Raw genomic sequence first — 19,151 nt, 5'->3', positions numbered from 1 at the left:
CGTATTCAAAAGCTAGGCTATCAATGGATATCACAAACGTGTTTATCGGGAATATTGTTAATTAAAACTTAATGTTGTACTAATCCTCTAAAAACGCATAAGGTATTTCCTCTGAAATTACTTTATGCGATTTAATCGTATTATAGTAGTTAATAGGTGCAAATAACACCGGCGCGCTCCCATCTGTCCAATTTTAGCCTAGTGCCGATGGAGCCGACAGATGACGAGACAATGAACTGCCGCTCACGCCCATCAAACAAAGGTTCTGCGGCATCACTTACCCAGACGTACTGGCCGTAGTAATGATTATCATATCCGTCGATGTCGCCCCACTCCGCAAGAAAACCTTCTCCAATTCGACGTTGGTAATGAACACCTGATGATGATGACGCAAGGTTATTTATGTCATTTATACAGGGAAAAAAATTGATAACACCACACTTCGCATTGGTTAACTCCCTTAGCTTTGCCATTCGGTAGCCGGTGGAGGAGGCATGCCATCTACAATAATTTAACTGCCTCTCATAACTTTTGTCTATGTCCCTCGATCTAGCGAACCACTTCTGCAATACAAATCCATATTTGACTACCTCATCTTCGGTATTAATATCTCTACCCACTAACTCAAACCTTGCTGGTAATTCTGGTCTAAAAGACAGATTACTTAGCTTAACACGGGCGACAATTTGTCCCCGATCTTCATCAGGAAGCATCGATTCATTAGCTCTAACATTTGTCACTGTTACACGAACCCCCCCCTCTTCAACGGGTTCCCATTTCAATTCTTCTGGTCTTATGTCTGTTATGAGTAAATCAAAATATAAACCATCCATACCTGTGGTCGGGAAATTGAGGTAGTAAAGATCAGGATCAATTGATTGTACTGAAAAGCCCTTATCAGGATTCCATATGTTAGCTGGGCCTGCAAATTGCCAGGTACTATCAGTGTTTTTACCATAAGATAGAGACGGCCTTACATAATCGATAGCTGGCGACGGTTGTAGCATTATTGCATCACTACGATTACCTGCTCGAGCCTTTTTACCATTCGCCTGTACATCCCATGACGATGACAATAATAACAATGCTAATACTAGCAAAGCTGTTTTAGGTGATTTGAGCGATAATTTCGAAGATATAAATAAGTTTTGTATAAAAACTCGTCGAATAGGATTATTTGATAAATTTAAGACATAGGTTTGCCAGTGCTTGTGCCTTGTGCCTTGTGCCTAAAATGATAATGCATTACATTCCTCGTGTCAAGTAATATTTTGTTTTATTTGAACTTTTATAATTATTCGCTTATTTAATAAGCTTGTTTTCCTACAGCGATAAAAGTATAACCATTTTAAAAATTGTTGGCTAGTTTTTTGGCGGAATTTTTTGTGAAGAAATGTAAATTTTAGAAAAAAACCGAGTTGTTTATACTTTATAGTTAAAATAATCCTCTAAAAACTCATAAGGTTCCTTTCCCGAAATCGCTTAAGATTTTGCATTTTATCTTTTAAATTGATAAATATTTGCTGATTATGTCATATCTCAATTCAAAGTTTGTATCACTTTTTTCACTTTGTCATTCGCTTGTGGATTAAGTGGTTTAGTAAATTTGTGATTGATTCGATGCTATTACACGCTCTAACATAACGTTCTGCTGGTTAAGGAAACAAAAAACTTCAACAAGGCATTCTTACACGCTATAAATGATTGAATAACTAACCATAAAGCATTTAACAAAATTAGTGACTGTTATTTTTTCTTTATAATATAAGCGTCATATCACTTATTTGTGATATGACGTTAATTTTGTTTTTATGTCTATTTTGTTACAGTAGTTTCTTAAATTAATGTAAACACCACGAGATATTCCTATAATTATAGGAATATCTCCCTGTAAATTATTTTGAGTTTAAATCTGCTTTTATATCTAATTTTTAATTAATGACTGTTTCGGTTAGTGATTAACTATTGAAAGCACTTTCACCATGGCTATTAATATCCAGACCTTCTCTTTCATGTTCTTCTGATACTCTTAAGCCAACAATGATATCTGCAATTTTATAAGCAATATAAGCAACCACTGTAGTCCAAACTACGCAGGTAATAACACTCATCAATTGTATTCCTACTTGAGTTGCCATTGTAATGCCTTCGGCATAACCAATACCTCCTAACGATTCTGATGTAAATATACCAGTTAATATACAACCCACAATTCCACATACGCCGTGTACACCAAATACATCACATGTATCATCAACTTTTAGAATTCTTTTGAGTGTTGATACTCCCCAGACACCAGCAAAACCACAAATAAGCCCTATTAACATAGCACCACCTACACCAACAAGACCTGCCGCTGGTGTTACACCAACTAATCCCGCTATCACTCCTGATGCCGAACCAAGGCAAGATGGTTTACCTCGTAAAAACCATTCTGCGAACGTCCATGCCAAAACCGCTGCTGCTGTTGCTGCAACAGTGTTAATAAAGGCTAAACCTGCTATTTCATCTGCATGCGTTGATGATCCTGCGTTAAAGCCAAACCAACCAATATAAAGAATAGCAGCTCCAAGGTAGACATAAGGTAAGTTAAATGGTTTTAGTGGTTCACGATTATAGCCTATACGATTTCTAATCAGATAAGCACCCACTAGTCCTGCAATCGCAGCATTAATATGTACTACCGTACCACCAGCAAAATCAAGTGCTCCTTCATCACCTAAAATTCCGCCTCCCCATACCATGTGCGCCATGGGAATATATGAAAATGTAAACCATAACACCATAAATATTAATACTGCTGAAAAACGAATTCGTTCAGCAAAAGCACCTGGAATTAAGCAACAAGTAATGCAAGCAAATGATCCTTGGAATGCTATCCAAATTAGCTCGTAAATCGATCCTGACACATCTGTAATACCTATCCCTGTTAATAGAAAATGGTTAAAGTTGCCATAAAACCAGTTCCCTTCACCAAAAGCAAGTGTATAACCGTAAACAATCCATAGCACCGCTATTAACGAAAAAGTTACTAGTACTTGTGTTAACATTGATAACACATTTTTAGAACGTAATAATCCACCATAAAACAAAGCAATCCCTGGCACCGACATAAAAAGTACTAGGGCGGTACAGATCATCATAAAGCCGTTATCCGCTTTATCAACTACAGCAGCTTCTTCGGCAAAAGCTGAACTTGAGAATAAAATAACTAAAAAGGGAATAATTTTTTTCAACATAATGATTTCCTTAACAATCAATTACAATGCCGAGTCATCGGTTTCACCAGTACGTATACGCACTACATGTTCAAGTGAAGTGACAAAAATCTTTCCATCACCAATTTTGCCCGTATATGCTGCTTTAGTAACTGTACTAATAACTTGGTCAAGTTCATCATCACGAATAGCTAAATCAATTTTAACTTTTGGTAGAAAATTGACATTATATTCTGCACCACGGTAAAGTTCGGCATGACCTTTTTGTCGTCCAAAACCTTTAACTTCGGTAACAGTTAATCCTGTAACACCTATATTGGATAAGGCTTCTCGAACTTCTTCTAATTTGAAAGGTTTTATAACTACAGTAACTAATTTCATCAATCGCTCCTAAAAATTGTGAGTTACAGATCAAATTATGCAAAGAGTGTGCCAAAAAAATTAACTTGAATTGAATTTGCTACTGCAACTTAATTTATAAAAATATAGCTATCATAAAATTAAAGTTCGGCTGTTTTGATTGGAAGGTTAAAACAAAAGATAACAAATAGTTAATTAGATTTATTATTTAACAGCGCACTAATATGGTGCCAATGCATATTAGTGGTGCTTAGCTGTTATAAAAATTACTTGGATCTAGAATGTCACCATTAACTTGCGATATTCGTCATAAGCAAAGTGATCTGTCATGCCACTAATATAATCCTGCAATAAGCGACATCGATAATAGAATTCCATACACGCAAAACTTTCTGCTTTATTTGAATTTAGTTTGTTAACTGCTTGTTTATAAGCGACACAATGTTTTGAGGATAATTTATGATATAAGCGAGTTTCAATAGGATAATTTTTGTGATGTTTATCCTCAACCAATTTCAAAAAGTCGTTGGTAGGCATATCAAGCAATGGGCTATAAATATCGAGCAATCCACTAATAATTCGGTACCCTTGAAGTTCAATATTTTCAACCGATTCATGATTAAATATATGTTCAAGTCCAACTGTTTTAAAAATATTAAGTAATTTATATTCTGCGCCATGATCTTCAAGTAAGGCATGATTAAATGAGCCATGATAAATTTCTTCAATATTTTCAATAAAACGTTCAGCAGCATGCGGTACCAATTTGCCAATAGTGTTGACACGTAGGTACATAAAAAATTGGTCAATGCCTATCGCATCAAATCCATTTTGATTTAGATTTTCATAAGGGCGATTGACAACAGTATCAAACAGATCACCTTTTTTAATCGGTCCCCATGCCTCTGCTAAGTAAGTATAAAGCTGTTTTACCGTTAGAATTTTCTTTTCAACCGCATCTTCTAGATCGGCAATGCAATATGAGATATCGTCGGCTGCTTCCATAATATAGGTAAATGGATAACGATGAAATGGTTTGATATCAAGCTGTTTGGATAGCGCCTCAATAAATGGTTCTTCTGATAAATAATAACCTGCTTTTTTCATTAAATATGAAAATTCTGGCAGTACCGGCTTAGACCAATAAGCTGGTTTAGAATATTTCATAATTGAAGCAATCTGAGAGTAAGTTAAATTGAGCCGTAATATTGTATGCACTAAACGAATTGCTTGTGCATTACCTTCGAAACTTGATAAATCTTGGCGGATTTTGGTTTTAAGTTCTTTTATTTCTTCTTTATCACTAACATTTATTTCAAGAAGTCGATAATTTGTTGCTTTGCCAAGACCTAAACGTAGAGTAAACCATTTATTAATGGCGGCCTCACCAAAATGACCAAATGGAGGATTACCAATATCATGCATTAAACAAGCCATTTCAACTAGGCTTTCAATCGCCATTATACAATTATCAAGCCCATATTTTTTTAATTTTCCAGCATTGCCAAGGCGATTAACGATTTCTTTGACTATGTATCGCCCAACTTGTTGCACTTCCATAGAGTGAGTAAGTCTTGTTCTAACTACTGAGTTTCGTTCTAATGGAAAAACTTGCGTTTTTTGCTGTAGGCGACGAATAGCGGCTGAGTTTATGATGCGTCCACGATCACTTTCAAAACAGCGTACTATTGAGTACTCATCAGACAGAGCTTCACGCTGTTTGCTAGCATAACGCTGATAATTAATTTTTTGGTTAAAGTTGATCATGGTTTCATCCTTAATTTAATCACTCAAATTGTTTTAAGTTTTCAAATTGCTAATGTTTGTTTTGCCCATTCAATACTTTTTTGATAATCATTAGGTAATAACGGTATTAAATTCTCTAACGCTTTTAACAATTTGTTTGTTTGGTTATGGGTTAAATTTAAATGCCCTACTTTACGTCCAACTCTAACTTCTTTTTCATACCAATGAAGATGTACCAAATCAATTGATAACCAATTTAAATTTAATTCTGTGCCAATTAAGTTAACCATAACTGATGGCGTAAATACATCTGGCTTAGGCAAAGGAAGTCCCAATATAGCCCGAAGATGTAATTCAAATTGGCTAATTGAAGCTCCATTTTGCGTCCAATGACCACTATTATGTACCCGTGGAGCAAGTTCGTTGATCAGTAGTTCATTACCAACAATAAAGCATTCCATAGCCATTACGCCAATATAATTCAATTTATGCATAATAGCAGATAGCATTTGCTCCGCTTTTATTTGTAATGAATGAGATTCGTTAGGTTGTACAACACTTATTTTTAAGATGCCGTCTTGGTGGAAGTTATTGGTAAGGGGATAAAATACTGTTTCACCTTTTGCATTACGAGCGCCTATTAATGACATCTCTTTTTCGAAAGGGATAGCCTGTTCAACGATAGCTTGTTGATAGATATCATCAGGTACAGTTATTGGACCATTAATAGCAATTCGCCATTGACCTCGCCCATCATAACCGCCAGTTCGACGTTTAACAATTAATAGCTCACCAAGTTCAGTGAATAGCTTTGACCAATCTTGGTATTGATTAAGTGCAAACCATTTGGCTGTCGGTAAACCAAGTTCGTCAAGTAGCTGTTTTTGCGTTAAACGGTCGGCAATAATAGGAAAAACATCTCGATTAACAAAATGCGAATGTTTAGCTAAAATTTGTGTAAACGGAGTATCTGACCATCGCTCAATTTCAGCTGTTATTACTGACTGTTGATATGGAATGGCGGTAGGATCTACATCTAATCCAACTGGATAAACTTTTATACCTATTTGTTCGCCTGCTTGCTTAAGCATTCGCCCTAATTGCCCGTTACCTAGTACACAAACAGATTGAAGTTTCATATTATGCATTCACTCTTGGATCTGGGTTATTTAGTACCTCATCAGTTTGAGTTAATCGCCATGTTGATAAACGTTGATATATTTCTTTATCATGTAGAGCTAGAATCTGTGCAGCAAGTAATGCCGCATTCGCTGCACCAGATTTACCTATTGCTAAAGTACCAACAGGAATGCCTTTAGGCATTTGAACAATAGAATAGAGACTATCTACTCCACTTAATGCAGCACTTTGCACTGGAACACCTAATACAGGAATCAGCGTTTTAGCAGCTAACATACCTGGCAAATGAGCCGCACCGCCAGCACCAGCTATGATTACATCAAAGCCTTTTTGTTTAGCATCTTCAGCAAAACAAAATAATTTATCAGGGGTACGGTGAGCAGAAACGATTTCAACATGATAAGGAATTGTTAACGCATCAAGGATGTCGGCTGCGTGTTGCATAGTAGTCCAATCGCTTTTGGAACCCATTACAATGGCAATTCTAGGTTGAGTATGCATGGCAAATGTATGAATAATTAAAATAAGATGTATGTGAAGTATACACTAAAATTTAATTAATGGGGATAGTAAGGATTTTATCTGTTAGCAATTAAAACACATGTTCCCAGAAAAATGAAGATGATAAACAAAGTAATACCGCCGAATAGTATCGGCGGTGAAGAAAGAGTTAGCCTTTTACTGCTGCCACGATTTTAATTTCTATCAAATATTCTTTTTTCATTAACCCAGCTTGCACTGTACAACGTACTGGTGCACTACCTTTAGCTACCCATTCGTCCCATGCTTTATTCATAGCGGCAAAGTCACTTTTATTAACTAAAAATAATGTTACATCTAATATACGTGATTTATCACTGTTAGCTCGGGCCAATATTTTGTCAATTTCAGCTAATGCACTTTTGGTCTGTACATAAGCGTCATTTTCAAGATCAGCTGGAACACTTGTGTAATAAATAACGTTATTATGGATCACTACTTCAGACCAGCGGTTATCTGGATCAATTCGTGTTATTGTCATCATATTTTCCTTGTTAGATGAGTTATTAAGATACTTTAATAAAATCAGCACGCAATTTTTTTATTTCATCACGCAGTACACCAGCTTTTTCAAATTCAAGATTCTTAGCCGCTTCGTACATCATTGCTTCAAGCTCTTTGACTCTTGCCTGTACTTCTTTAACTGAAACATACTGATAAGGTTTGCCTGATTCAAATGCTTGTACTTTGGCTGTTGATTTTTTGGTACTTAAACCTGCCTCTAATACGTCTTTAATTTCTTTGCGTACTGATTTTGGTGTAATGCCGTGTGCTGTATTAAAGTCTTCCTGTTTTTTACGACGACGGGCAGTTTCATCAATCGTTTTTTGCATAGCAGGGGTTATTCTATCAGCATATAATATGGCTTTACCATTTACATTACGAGCTGCACGCCCTACGGTTTGAATTAGTGAACTTTCTGAACGTAAAAAACCTTCGCGATCAGCATCCAATATTGCTATTAGTGAGACTTCAGGTATATCTAAACCTTCTCGCAATAAGTTAATGCCCACAAGTACATCAACTTTACCTAAACGTAGGTCACGAATAATTTCCATACGTTCAACCGTATTGATGTCTGAATGCAAATATTTTACAGTTACATTATGTTCTGACAGATAATCAGTTAAGTTTTCTGCCATACGTTTAGTTAATGTGGTCACTAAAACACGCTCTTCGTTATTGATACGAATTTTGATTTCTGATAATAGATCATCAACCTGCGTTGCAACTGGTCGAACTTCGATAATAGGATCTAATAAACCTGTAGGTCTAACTACTTGTTCAATAATTTCATTACCTGATTTTTCAATTTCGTATTTAGCTGGTGTTGCTGACACATAAATCGTTTGTGGCATGATGTTTTCAAATTCAGCAAATTTTAGCGGTCGATTGTCTAGTGCTGATGGCAAACGAAAGCCATATTCAACCAGATTAAGTTTACGTGAACGGTCACCATTATACATTGCCCCTAATTGTGGAATAGCCACGTGAGATTCGTCAATAAACAGTAATCCATCAGGTGGCAAATAATCAAATAAGGTTGCTGGCGGATCGCCTGGATTACGCTGAGCTAAAAAGCGTGAATAGTTTTCAATCCCAGAGCAATACCCCAATTCGGTCATCATTTCGATATCAAATAATGTCCGCTGAGTTAAACGTTGCTCCTCTAATAGACGATTATTGTCTAACAGAACTTTTTGACGTTCTTTAAGCTCTTGCTTTATTTGCGCAATAGCGTTTTCCATAATGTTTCTTGGTGTGACGTAGTGTGTTTTTGGATAAATTGTTATCCGCGATACTTCATTTATGCTATTACCTGTAAGCGGATCAAACATAACAATTCGATCGACTTCATCATCAAATAACTCAACGCGCACAGCAAGATCGTCTGAATCAGCTGGAAAAATATCTATAACATCTCCTCGAACACGAAATGTACCACGACTAAAACCTATTTCATTACGAGTGTATTGCAATTCAGCTAATCGAGTTAAGATTGAACGCTGATCGGTTATGGTGCCTTTTGTTAGGTGTAATATCATCGACATATAGGTTTCTGGTGCTCCTAAACCATAAATTGCCGACACCGAAGCAACAATTACAACATCACGTCGTTCTAGTAGTGATTTAGTGGCAGAAAGACGCATTTGTTCTATATGTTCATTAATTGATGCATCTTTTTCAATAAATGTATCGGTTGACGGTACATAAGATTCAGGTTGATAGTAATCATAATAAGATACGAAGTATTCAACCGCATTTTCAGGGAAAAAGGCTTTCATTTCGCCATATAGCTGAGCGGCTAATGTTTTATTTGGTGCTAAAATAATTGTAGGGCGATTATGTTTAGCAATAACATTTGCCATGGTAAATGTTTTACCTGATCCAGTTACGCCTAATAGTGTTTGATGCGCAATCCCATCATCAAGATTTTGATTAATCCTTTTTATTGCTTCTGGCTGATCACCAGCTGGCTTAAATTCGGAACATAATTTAAATTTTTTCATTACATCGCAACCTAATATTTTACCTATTAATAAAAATTATCCCCAAAAGGACTTGACCTTTTAAAATTTGCTATTTTTTGTTCAATTAACATTTTCATTTATAAAAAAGACAACTAATTTATAACTTGATTTACGGTAACATATTGATATAAAACAAAAAAATATTTCATGATTAAGTTACAATCAAATTAAGAAAAATCCTGATAGTTACTGAGGTTAGCGCTTTTTTCAATAAAATACTCACAGAGTTATCCACAGGCAACGGGGATAACTTTATAAATATAGTCTTTATAAACTTTTTTCAATTATCAAGATAAAATTTCAAAAAAAAATCCCTTTTATTTTAATGTTTATTCCTATCTTTAACGCTACTTTTGATAGTTTTAACTAATCATTCGATTTATCTGTTCGATTTGATATTGATAGCTATGATCCAAGTTTTGGATGAAAGTCAATCGGTGAGTGATGCATTTTGGCGCATCTTCTGCGTGATGAGACACGAATAGCAACTGCGTGTACCCTTCACTAATTAAACGATCTATCCAACGTTTTACTAATTCTCGATTAAGATGATCGAGCCCTTGCAATGGCTCATCTAAAATAAGCAGTGTCGGATGTTTAACCAACGCTCTGGCAATCAATACTAATCTTTGCTGTCCCCAAGAAAGCGATTGAAAGGGTTTATCCGCCTGCGTTTGTAACCCTAGTAATTGTAGCCATTCATCAGCCAATTTAGCTTGTTTATCACTGGTAGCTTGGTAGACACCAATCGAATCAAAATAGCCTGACAATAACACAGTTTTAACGCTAGAACTAACTCGATAAGCCAAATGTAAGCTGCTACTAACATAACCAATATGGCGTTTAATATCCCAAATCGTTTCACCCGAACCTCGTTTACGACCAAATAAAGTGAGATCATTGCTATACCCTTGCGGATGATCGCCAGTTATTAAACTTAATAACGTTGATTTACCTGCGCCATTAGGTCCAACTATTTGCCAATTTTGTTTGGCTTTTACTCGCCAAGTTAATCCATTAATGATTGCTTTATCATCATAATATACATAACCATTATTTAATATGACTCGATCTAATTGATCCGCTAATTGAGTTGGTGGTTCGTCGGCTTCTGGTAATGGCATATTGGAAATATTTTCCAAATCAGCTAATTGCTTAACAGTTGTATCGTTTAAGATTGTATCTTTTGTATCAATTTTCAATAGTTGGCAATCGGCTAATATGCCAATATTTTCAATAAAAGTAGGAATTTCATTAAATCGATTTAAAACAAGGACAATTGTGATACCTTGCTTAGCAAGATCTGCTAGTATTTCGGCTAAGTTTTCACGTGATGTCACATCTAAGCCATCAAAAGGCTCATCTAATATCAGAAAATCAGGTTGCTGCATTAAAACTCGACAGATTAAGGCTTTGCGTGTTTCACCAGTTGAAAGGTATTTAAAGCGTTTCGTTAATAGGTGTTCAATTCCAAATTGTGTTGCTAATTTTTGGCAAAGTACTTGATTAAAATTATTTTCTTGTATAATTTGCTGAGTGGTTAATCCTGTATCGTTTTCACCTTCGCTTAGCATATCTGTATTATTGCGTTTCCATTCATCATCAATTAGTTTTTGTAGCTGTTCAAACGATATGTGTGCTATGGAGTTAAATTGATTAATTACTTTGCCTGATAATAATGTTTGCTCACCAGCCAATGCTTTAACTAGTATAGATTTACCGCTGCCATTACGCCCCACAAATGCAACATTACTTCCTTGATTTATTGTAAGTGATTCAATGGCAAAAACTAGGTAGTCACTAATTTTAAAATGTGCGTTTTCTATTTGTAGCATGATAACCTCATATTGCTAAACTAATGTCGCAACAATAATATTTTGTGGATTAATAAATAGTTTTGATTGTTTGCCTGTAGCTAAGGCCGACTTTTTTACTTCACTGGCTAATTTGTTAGCATAAAGCACTATGCCAGAAGATAGTGTAAAAGCAATTTCACTCCAATTGCCATCAGTAGTTATTTTTTCAACGGTAACCGACAAACAGTTTTCGTTCTCGATTTCATTTTTTAATTCAATTAATGGAGCTTTAATTAACAGCAATACTGTTTTGTCCGTACTCAACTTTAGCCGTTCAATACTTGATTGAGTAATGTAAACTTTTAACTCAGTTTGATTATCACTAAGTAGCACTGTAATAAAACCAGCAACATCGTTTGTTTGAATCTGCTTAACCGTACCATATAATTGATTTCGTGCACTAGTTTGTAATGATAGTCTAGCTGTAGCTTTTAAAATATCATCTAAAGGTACTTTGTCATCATTTAGTATGTTAAAAGCGTTTTGTTGTAGTTGAGTTAATAGATCATAGAGTTGGATAAATCTAACTGCATAAGCACTCAGTTTAGTGCCTCCTCCATTTTTACCACCAATTGCAGTAATTAAAAAAGGTTTAGGTGCTAATTTATTTATATCATTAATGGCATCCCAAGCGGTTTTATAACTAATACCAATTTGCTTGGCAGCCTGACTTAATGACCCCGTCTGTTCAATTGCTTTTAATAACGCAATACGCCTTGGATCAGTAAATAACTGCTGTTTTATATTTAACGTTAATAAAATTTCAGGAGAAAACATAATTTAACACCATGAAGAACCGACTAATCAATTTGGAAGAGATAATAGTGGTTATTGTAGACCCTTTTTGGCATTCCTTCAAAACTTGGTAAAAATTTTGTTGATTGTCATATCGTATCAGCTTAAATGAATTTTAATTGTACTTTATATATAAATTCTGCTAGCATCGATATGTTATATTTTATATAGCGTTTATTTAATAATTTACCAAATAACTTAATAAATCATAATAATCAATTAGATAAATAATATTAACAGTTAAAATTAACTCAATTTTATTGTGAGGAACAAAATGAAAAAAATTATTGGAATTATCTTAATGATGGCAATAACTTTTTCAGTTTCAGCTGCTGAAAAAATGACTATATTTGCCGCTGCCTCATTGACTAATGCTATGCAAGATATCGCTGCAGCTTATAAAACAGAACATAAAGATGCAAATATTGTATTCTCATTTGCTTCATCATCAGTATTAGCTAAACAGATTGAACAAGGTGCACCTGCGGATATATTTATGTCAGCTGATCAAAAGTGGATGACTTATCTTATTGAGCATAATTTAACTAAAAATAAACACGATTTATTAAAAAATACATTGGTGCTTATTGCTCCTCAAAATTCACATTTAGAGAATGTTTCAATTAATAAAAATACCAATTGGGAAATTATTTTACCTAAAGGTGAAAGAATAGCTATTGGTGATCCTGATCATGTACCAGCAGGAATGTATGCAAAAGAATCATTAACTAATTTAGGGGTATTTAATAAATTATCGCCACAATTTGCCCCAGCGAGCAATGTAAGAGACGCTTTGGTACTAGTTGAGCGTAATGAAGCTACGCTTGGTATTGTATATAGTACCGATGCAAAAATAAGCAATAAAGTAAAAATAATTGGATCCTTTCCTGAAGATACATTTAAGTCTATCGAATATCCCATCACTTTGTTAAATCCGAAAGCAACTGATTTTTATCAATATTTAAATTCACCACAAGCTAAAGTTATTTTTGAAAAATATGGATTTATAACAAAGTAATTTAATAAGTAAATAATTTTATAAAACTATGTTATTAACTGAATTTGAATGGCGAACCTTACTACTTAGTGTAAAGATAGCCGCCACAGCAATTGGTTTTAGTTTGCCAATAGGAATTTTAACCGCTTGGATATTGGCACGCTGTCAATTTTTTGGTAAATCGCTATTTGATAGCATCGTACATCTTCCTCTTGTTTTACCACCAGTTGTTTTAGGTTATTTGTTGTTAATAACCATGGGACGACGTAGCGTTATTGGCGAGTGGTTGAGTAGCCATTTAAATATTAGTTTTAGCTTTAATTGGCAAGGTGCAGCTTTAGCTTCGGCAGTAGTTGCATTTCCATTAATGGTGCGTTCAATTCGTTTAGCCATTGAATCAATTGATACACGCCTTGAAAACGTTGCTCGGACTCTTGGAGCCCATAAGTGGCGAGTTTTTATAACTATTACTTTACCATTAGCCTTTCCTGGTATTCTTATGGGAATTGTATTGGGTTTTGCCCGTTGCTTAGGGGAATTTGGTGCAACAATCACTTTTGTGTCAAATATTCAAGATGAAACTCGCACCTTACCATTAGCAATGTATACGTTGTTACAAATTCCCAATGGTGAACAAGGTGCATTGCGACTGTGTATTATTTCGATTGTGTTATCGCTAATCGCACTTTTTTTATCCGAATTGTTAAATCGATGGCATAAAAAGAAGTTAGCAGGATAATCAATATGTTAAAAATAGATGTTCGCAAACAACTTGCTTCGTTTTCGTTCCAATTCAATCATGAGATAGCCTGCCAAGGGGTTACTGCTATTTTAGGCGTTTCTGGCTCAGGAAAATCCACACTAGTAAACCTTGTTAATGGATTAATTAAACCTGATCAAGGCCAAATCCAGTTGAATGGCTTACCACTAGTTGATTGCGATAAACACCTTTTTGTTACTCCTGAAAATCGGCATATTGGTACCGTTTTTCAAGATGCATTACTTTTCCCTCATTATAAAGTTATTAAAAATCTGATTTATGGTGCTAAAAATTTCAAGCAATCAAGATTTGATGAAATAGTTAATGTACTTAATGTCCGACCATTATTAAATCGTTATCCTGCTATGTTATCTGGTGGAGAAAAACAGCGAGTAGCAATTGGTCGAGCACTATTAACCAACCCTTTACTACTATTAATGGACGAACCGCTTTCAGCTCTAGATATGCCAAGAAAAAAAGAATTGTTAACTTATATTAATAAATTAACTAATGAGCTAAATATACCCATTATTTATGTAACACATAATATTAATGAAGTTAAACAAATAGCCGATAATGTTGCAATTTTAGATCAAGGCAAGCTGATTGAGTTTGGTAAGACCGAACATGTTTTACAAAGTGACTATTTAAAAGAATGGTTATAAAGTTCTAAAGTATTACTATTTTCCGCTTGTTTAATATATGTCACGCCATCATGCCAAGCACCAAGCACCGCACGAGTTGCAGTGTTGCCTTCAATTTGAAAATGATGTACAGCAGGTTTATGTGTATGACCGTGCACCATAATATCTGCATTATGTTTAACCATCATTTCAATAACTGCTTGCTGATTCACATCCATGATATTTTCAGATTTGAGTTGATTATGTTGACTACTTTTTTTTCGTAACTTAGCTGCAATTTTCAACCGAATAAAAAGTGGTAAAAATAAAAATAATTTTTGAAGCCATTTATTATGCATAACTTTTCGGAAATTTTGATATTGATGGTCGTCAATACACAGTAAATCACCATGTAAAAAAATGATGTTTTTTCCTTGATTAGAAAGGCAATTAATCTCAAGCAGTAAGGTCATTTCGCATTGTTGTGCATACTTTTTTCCCAATAAAAAATCACGATTACCATGGACGAAATATTTTCTTATATTACGTTTTGATAAGGCTTGTAAAGCCTGCGCAATTTGATAATGTAAGTTTGTTTTTACATCATCCCCAACCCAGTAATCAAAAAGGTCGCCTAGAATATAAAGCTCGCAGTTGTCGGGCAAAGTATCCAAAAAAGACAAAAAGCCTGCGGTTATATTAATATAACCTGAAGCAGGCTCATTATCTGCTAAATGGATATCAGCAATAAAATAACGAACAGGATTATTCAACCGTGACACTCGTAATAATAACATCGTCTACAGGAACATCAGAATGCATACCACTGCGCCCTGTTTTAACAGCTTTTATTTTATCAACCACATCAAGCCCATCAACAACTTGTGCAAAAACACAATAGCCATAACCATTAATGTCCGCAGAGCGAAAGTTGAGATAATCATTATCAACCACGTTGATAAAAAATTGCGCAGTTGCCGAATGAGGATCTGATGTACGTGCCATTGCTAAAGTACCACGTTCATTTTTTAGACCGTTATTTGCTTCGTTTTTAATTGGTGATTTTGTCTTTTTTTGGTTCATTCCAGGCTCAAAACCACCACCTTGAATCATGAAATTATTAATAACACGATGAAATATTGTGTTGTTATAAAAGCCTTCTTTGCAATATTCAACAAAATTTTTAACAGTTTCTGGCGCCTTATCATCAAAAGTTTTGATTTTAATATCACCTAAATTAGTGTGAAATATGATCATTGCATAATCCTTTTTTTAATATATATCTTTCGAATAAAATTTAGTAAATCTTAATTAATATAAATTATTTACCAAATTTTTCACATGCTTCTAGTGTATTGCTCATTAACATAGCAACTGTCATGGGACCAACACCACCAGGAACAGGTGTGATCCATCCCGCTCTTTTAACAGCAACATCAAACTCTACATCACCTGCAAGTTTACCATCTGGCAAACGATTGATACCAACATCAATGACGATTGCACCTGGCTTTATCCACTCACCCTTAACATAATTAGCAATGCCTACTCCCGCAACAACAATATCCGCATTGCTAACATGTTTTGCTAAATCAATAGTACGACTATGGGTAATGGTTGTTGTGCAACCTAATAATAATAACTCTAATGCCATTGGACGACCCACAATGCTTGATGCTCCTACAACGGTAGCATTTAAACCTGACAGATTTATGCCGGTGGATTCTAGCATTTTGACTACGCCATAAGGAGTACATGGTCGCAAGATTGGATCACGCTGTAGCAAGTGTCCAATATTATATGGGTGAAAACCATCAACATCTTTACTTGGATCAATACGTTCAAGAACCTTTGTTTTATCAATATTATCAGGTAAAGGCAGTTGTACTAAAATACCATGCACATCTAAACGTTGATTTAGTTCATCAATTAATGCTAATAATTCATCGGTGGTCGTCGAGGTAAAGTCATAAGCAAATGAAACAAAACCAACATCATCACAAGCCTTTTGCTTATTTTTAACATAGATTTTTGATGCAGGGTCTGAACCGACTTGAATTACAGCTAATCCTGGGACTGATAGTCCTTTTTCAATACGCATTTTGACTTTATTAGCAATTTCAGTTCGTATTTGTTGTGCTAATACTTTCCCATCAATTATATGTGCAGTCATAAGCTTCCGTTTAACTATCTTATTAGAGGTATCATTTTCGCAAAAGTTTTTATTAATGTCTATTTAGTTATGAATTGATTGATTAAGTTGATTCAATATTTGTTTGTATTGAGCATCAATATCTGTAATAACTGAACAAATATGAGCATCAAAAGCTTTTAATTTAGGTTTTTGAGCCTTCCATTCATTTTTAGAAATTTGTTTAATTGCTCCATAATTTTTAAAAAATTCGAAATGCAAAATACTTCCGCCCACAACATTATAAAAAATGCGTTGACCAATATCTTCTCCATCTTTTTTGATATTATTAAAATGTCGGTAAGAAAATCGCGTATTACCATTTTCAGTAATAATTGATGCATGTAACAACTTGACTAAACGTTTATATAATTTGTTTAACTCGCTTTTTAGCTCATTATCATCGCCCAATTGATTTTTTATTGCTTTTTCAAAAGTTTCTTTAACTTCAGTTAAAAGGCTTAATGATTGTTGTTCTAGTAGCGGTAACTGTTGACGTAAATCTTGCTGAAATTGAATCAGTTCTTTTTGTAATGATGGATTAAGTGATATCGTTTCTTTATTTAAAATGACATTACCATTTGGCATGATAATTAAATCATTTTTTTTATCAAAAACATGTACACTTTCTCTATTTATCGTAATGTCATAACTGGGCTTAATCCCACACTCTTTTTTAGCAGCAAATACGGTGATAGGTAACAACAAAGCAATCAATATCAATTTTTTTAACATATTCATATCCAGCTAGTTAATTCATGAAGATTATAACGTCTACTAAGAAATAAACATAATAAAATTAAATAAGTACTATAATTTTAAAAACAATACTCGCCAAACGGTTTAATTACTTTATATGATATCAAAATTAATTATAAGTAGTTTTATACTAAAACACATAGTTATCTGAAAGTTTTTGACAAACAATTTTTATCCTATTGAACAAAAATCGAATTCATCCTCCATAGTTTTTGCTTAAATTATACACCGCAAGTTAAATGGTAAAGAGTAGTAGGCTAGAGAACTAATACAGTAAGGATATTCATATGAATATGCGAGCCTTGACCATTAAAAAAGTGCAGACTAGCGCCCGATGGTACAGTTATATGATAGATAGTATTTCATGATAGTGTGTGAATTCTTTATACAACTAATGTTCTTAAAAGAGGTGAGTTTACTGAGTAATATGTAGGAACTACTTGTTGTGTTATTTATCGTAATTTGAGAAACAATGGTAATGGAAAACATAAAAAAATAGCGCCTTATCACCAGAAGGCAATATGGCGCTAAAATCATAAAAATAGCCGTCACTGATTCAGAGAGTTACGTTTCAGTTAATCTGAGTTTTATATAACTCGATATTATCATATATTGTAGAATCATTAACGTTTACACGCTATTTTACTATTGTCACCCTTTTCAGCTTCACGTGTAGAAACATAACCAGATAAGTTAACTGTAAAATAAATATTATACTTAGCGTAATCTATTTCTCTAGTCCAAAAAAGAACATAGTAAGTATTATCTTTAGGCCAATTTGATTTAGGATAGTTTTTATTCGATAGCCAGCCCCATTCCCCCATAACTGAACCGCCAATTGATCGCGTAAAACTATTGGGATAAATTTTCCAATTCTGATTTTCTGCAACATTAATAGCTGGAGAATTAGTATAATCTTTACGTAAAGGTATATTATCCATTCCTCCACATAAATTGATTGCATTAGATAAATTTATATTGTCGTTATTTTTAGGTTCTAACCACACAGAAGTTGGGTTAAATATATAATCATGAATGATTGAAGTATCTCTTTTTAACGTTGTCCTCACCGTAACATTTCCTGACGGCTTACTATTAAGTTCTACCACCCCATTTTGATCAACAGAAACACCTCCACCTGGGTTATTGAGTATTTGATAACGATAATCATCTTGTGCACCTATCATCACTAATTGAAATTTAGCTCCAGGAAAGCCAGTTGTTGGAAATTTTTTACCTGATTCTATTGGATTAGCTTTAAATCCCCAGTTATAAACATAATCAGCGCTATACCCTCCACCAGCGTTAGGATGTCGGCTTATATTCGTACCATTCCAAGCCCAAGGTCCTGAAATTGGGTTAGATGCCAAATTAGGATCATATGATCGCCATTGTAGATTAGGTGAAACAATCACATCATTCGGTTTTGCATAACAAATTTGCGATTTTGGTGCTATTTGGTAGGTCTTAGCTAGGGTAATTTGCTTACCTACATCAGGTATTCCGTATGCTGAATGAGCACTAACATTGGTTTTTATGATGAGCTTTAATGGCATTGAAAAGCCACTGCCACAACCTATCATTTTTTTCTTATCATTACCTATTATTCTTACACCATTATTGTCATACCACCAA

The 19,151-nt window shown here is 34.5% G+C and carries 18 protein-coding genes; 3 read left to right on the top strand and 15 right to left on the bottom strand.

The genetic code is table 11. The annotated features are described in order from the left end of the window. Positions 1-149: 149 nt before the first annotated feature. The 10 genes from ACGH6Q_RS10555 to ACGH6Q_RS10510 all read right to left on the bottom strand — a co-directional run bounded on the left by ACGH6Q_RS10555 (position 150) and on the right by ACGH6Q_RS10510 (position 12,168). Positions 150-1,076: a hypothetical protein gene (locus ACGH6Q_RS10555; RefSeq protein WP_411592773.1), complete on the bottom strand. Its 927-nt coding sequence runs from the start codon at positions 1,074-1,076 to the stop codon at positions 150-152. A gap of 882 nt (positions 1,077-1,958) precedes the next feature. After that, the gene (gene amtB, locus ACGH6Q_RS10550; RefSeq protein WP_034912125.1) at positions 1,959-3,239 is read right to left on the bottom strand and encodes an ammonium transporter AmtB; all 1,281 of its coding nucleotides are present in this window, start codon (positions 3,237-3,239) and stop codon (positions 1,959-1,961) included. Positions 3,240-3,260: 21 nt separating this feature from the next. Continuing rightward, on the bottom strand, positions 3,261-3,599 hold the full coding sequence (glnK, locus tag ACGH6Q_RS10545; RefSeq protein WP_065560700.1) for a P-II family nitrogen regulator: 339 nt from the start codon (positions 3,597-3,599) through the stop codon (positions 3,261-3,263). A gap of 255 nt (positions 3,600-3,854) precedes the next feature. After that, complete coding sequence (gene dgt, locus ACGH6Q_RS10540; RefSeq protein ID WP_296300681.1) at positions 3,855-5,345, bottom strand: dGTPase; 1,491 nt, start codon at positions 5,343-5,345, stop codon at positions 3,855-3,857. Between the two features lie 41 nt (positions 5,346-5,386). Continuing rightward, positions 5,387-6,463: a 5-(carboxyamino)imidazole ribonucleotide synthase gene (purK, locus tag ACGH6Q_RS10535; protein WP_411592772.1), complete on the bottom strand. Its 1,077-nt coding sequence runs from the start codon at positions 6,461-6,463 to the stop codon at positions 5,387-5,389. Position 6,464: 1 nt separating this feature from the next. After that, a complete protein-coding gene (gene purE, locus ACGH6Q_RS10530; RefSeq protein ID WP_034912110.1) occupies positions 6,465-6,965 on the bottom strand; it encodes a 5-(carboxyamino)imidazole ribonucleotide mutase in 501 nt (166 codons plus the stop codon). A 169-nt stretch (positions 6,966-7,134) separates the two neighbouring features. Further along, positions 7,135-7,485 (bottom strand): RidA family protein, encoded by a 351-nt coding sequence (locus ACGH6Q_RS10525; RefSeq protein WP_411592774.1) that lies wholly within the window; start codon positions 7,483-7,485, stop codon positions 7,135-7,137. A gap of 25 nt (positions 7,486-7,510) precedes the next feature. Continuing rightward, entirely contained in the window at positions 7,511-9,514 is a 2,004-nt protein-coding gene (uvrB, locus tag ACGH6Q_RS10520; protein WP_411592771.1) for an excinuclease ABC subunit UvrB, read from the bottom strand. Positions 9,515-9,897: 383 nt separating this feature from the next. Further along, positions 9,898-11,370, bottom strand: a complete 1,473-nt coding sequence (modF, locus tag ACGH6Q_RS10515) for a molybdate ABC transporter ATP-binding protein ModF (protein WP_143421974.1) — start codon at positions 11,368-11,370, stop codon at positions 9,898-9,900. Positions 11,371-11,385: 15 nt separating this feature from the next. After that, on the bottom strand, positions 11,386-12,168 hold the full coding sequence (locus tag ACGH6Q_RS10510) for a TOBE domain-containing protein (protein ID WP_065589340.1): 783 nt from the start codon (positions 12,166-12,168) through the stop codon (positions 11,386-11,388). A 292-nt stretch (positions 12,169-12,460) separates the two neighbouring features. On the opposite strand from ACGH6Q_RS10510, the gene modA reads away from it, so the two are divergent. The 3 genes from modA to modC are packed head-to-tail and all read left to right on the top strand — an operon-like array spanning position 12,461 to position 14,608. Then, a complete protein-coding gene (gene modA, locus ACGH6Q_RS10505) occupies positions 12,461-13,204 on the top strand; it encodes a molybdate ABC transporter substrate-binding protein (RefSeq protein ID WP_065589341.1) in 744 nt (247 codons plus the stop codon). 28 nt (positions 13,205-13,232) lie between these two features. Continuing rightward, positions 13,233-13,922: a molybdate ABC transporter permease subunit gene (gene modB, locus ACGH6Q_RS10500; RefSeq protein ID WP_085163823.1), complete on the top strand. Its 690-nt coding sequence runs from the start codon at positions 13,233-13,235 to the stop codon at positions 13,920-13,922. 5 nt (positions 13,923-13,927) lie between these two features. Continuing rightward, on the top strand, positions 13,928-14,608 hold the full coding sequence (modC, locus tag ACGH6Q_RS10495) for a molybdenum ABC transporter ATP-binding protein (protein ID WP_065589343.1): 681 nt from the start codon (positions 13,928-13,930) through the stop codon (positions 14,606-14,608). On the opposite strand, the gene ACGH6Q_RS10490 is transcribed toward modC, so the two are convergent. From ACGH6Q_RS10490 to ACGH6Q_RS10470, 5 genes are all read right to left on the bottom strand, one after another. Further along, a complete protein-coding gene (locus ACGH6Q_RS10490; protein ID WP_411592770.1) occupies positions 14,587-15,339 on the bottom strand; it encodes a UDP-2,3-diacylglucosamine diphosphatase in 753 nt (250 codons plus the stop codon). The genes modC and ACGH6Q_RS10490 overlap by 22 nt on opposite strands. After that, on the bottom strand, positions 15,332-15,823 hold the full coding sequence (ppiB, locus tag ACGH6Q_RS10485; protein WP_411578701.1) for a peptidylprolyl isomerase B: 492 nt from the start codon (positions 15,821-15,823) through the stop codon (positions 15,332-15,334). Before ppiB ends, ACGH6Q_RS10490 begins: the two co-directional genes overlap by 8 nt. 64 nt (positions 15,824-15,887) lie before the next feature. Continuing rightward, entirely contained in the window at positions 15,888-16,739 is an 852-nt protein-coding gene (gene folD, locus ACGH6Q_RS10480) for a bifunctional methylenetetrahydrofolate dehydrogenase/methenyltetrahydrofolate cyclohydrolase FolD (RefSeq protein WP_065560709.1), read from the bottom strand. 63 nt (positions 16,740-16,802) lie between these two features. Continuing rightward, on the bottom strand, positions 16,803-17,492 hold the full coding sequence (locus ACGH6Q_RS10475; RefSeq protein WP_296300691.1) for a DUF2884 family protein: 690 nt from the start codon (positions 17,490-17,492) through the stop codon (positions 16,803-16,805). 647 nt (positions 17,493-18,139) lie between these two features. Next, positions 18,140-19,151 (bottom strand): hypothetical protein (locus ACGH6Q_RS10470; protein ID WP_411592769.1); only part of this gene is annotated, 1,012 nt, incomplete at its 5' end.

This window comes from Gilliamella sp. BG2, from assembly GCF_046635645.1.
Lineage (GTDB): Bacteria > Pseudomonadota > Gammaproteobacteria > Enterobacterales > Orbaceae > Gilliamella > Gilliamella bombi.
This window is presented reverse-complemented; position numbering and strand designations above follow the sequence as displayed.

What these genes read in the sequence shown, in the direction of transcription:
- amtB (WP_034912125.1), bottom strand. Translation starts at nt 3,239, where the DNA reads ATGTTGAAAAAAATTATTCCCTTTTTAGTTATTTTATTCTCAAGTTCA.
- glnK (WP_065560700.1), bottom strand. Translation starts at nt 3,599, where the DNA reads ATGAAATTAGTTACTGTAGTTATAAAACCTTTCAAATTAGAAGAAGTT.
- dgt (WP_296300681.1), bottom strand. Translation starts at nt 5,345, where the DNA reads ATGATCAACTTTAACCAAAAAATTAATTATCAGCGTTATGCTAGCAAA.
- purK (WP_411592772.1), bottom strand. Translation starts at nt 6,463, where the DNA reads ATGAAACTTCAATCTGTTTGTGTACTAGGTAACGGGCAATTAGGGCGA.
- purE (WP_034912110.1), bottom strand. Translation starts at nt 6,965, where the DNA reads ATGCATACTCAACCTAGAATTGCCATTGTAATGGGTTCCAAAAGCGAT.
- ACGH6Q_RS10525 (WP_411592774.1), bottom strand. Translation starts at nt 7,485, where the DNA reads ATGACAATAACACGAATTGATCCAGATAACCGCTGGTCTGAAGTAGTG.
- uvrB (WP_411592771.1), bottom strand. Translation starts at nt 9,514, where the DNA reads ATGAAAAAATTTAAATTATGTTCCGAATTTAAGCCAGCTGGTGATCAG.
- modF (WP_143421974.1), bottom strand. Translation starts at nt 11,370, where the DNA reads ATGCTACAAATAGAAAACGCACATTTTAAAATTAGTGACTACCTAGTT.
- ACGH6Q_RS10510 (WP_065589340.1), bottom strand. Translation starts at nt 12,168, where the DNA reads ATGTTTTCTCCTGAAATTTTATTAACGTTAAATATAAAACAGCAGTTA.
- modA (WP_065589341.1), top strand. Translation starts at nt 12,461, where the DNA reads ATGAAAAAAATTATTGGAATTATCTTAATGATGGCAATAACTTTTTCA.
- modB (WP_085163823.1), top strand. Translation starts at nt 13,233, where the DNA reads ATGTTATTAACTGAATTTGAATGGCGAACCTTACTACTTAGTGTAAAG.
- modC (WP_065589343.1), top strand. Translation starts at nt 13,928, where the DNA reads ATGTTAAAAATAGATGTTCGCAAACAACTTGCTTCGTTTTCGTTCCAA.
- ppiB (WP_411578701.1), bottom strand. Translation starts at nt 15,823, where the DNA reads ATGATCATATTTCACACTAATTTAGGTGATATTAAAATCAAAACTTTT.
- folD (WP_065560709.1), bottom strand. Translation starts at nt 16,739, where the DNA reads ATGACTGCACATATAATTGATGGGAAAGTATTAGCACAACAAATACGA.
- ACGH6Q_RS10475 (WP_296300691.1), bottom strand. Translation starts at nt 17,492, where the DNA reads ATGTTAAAAAAATTGATATTGATTGCTTTGTTGTTACCTATCACCGTA.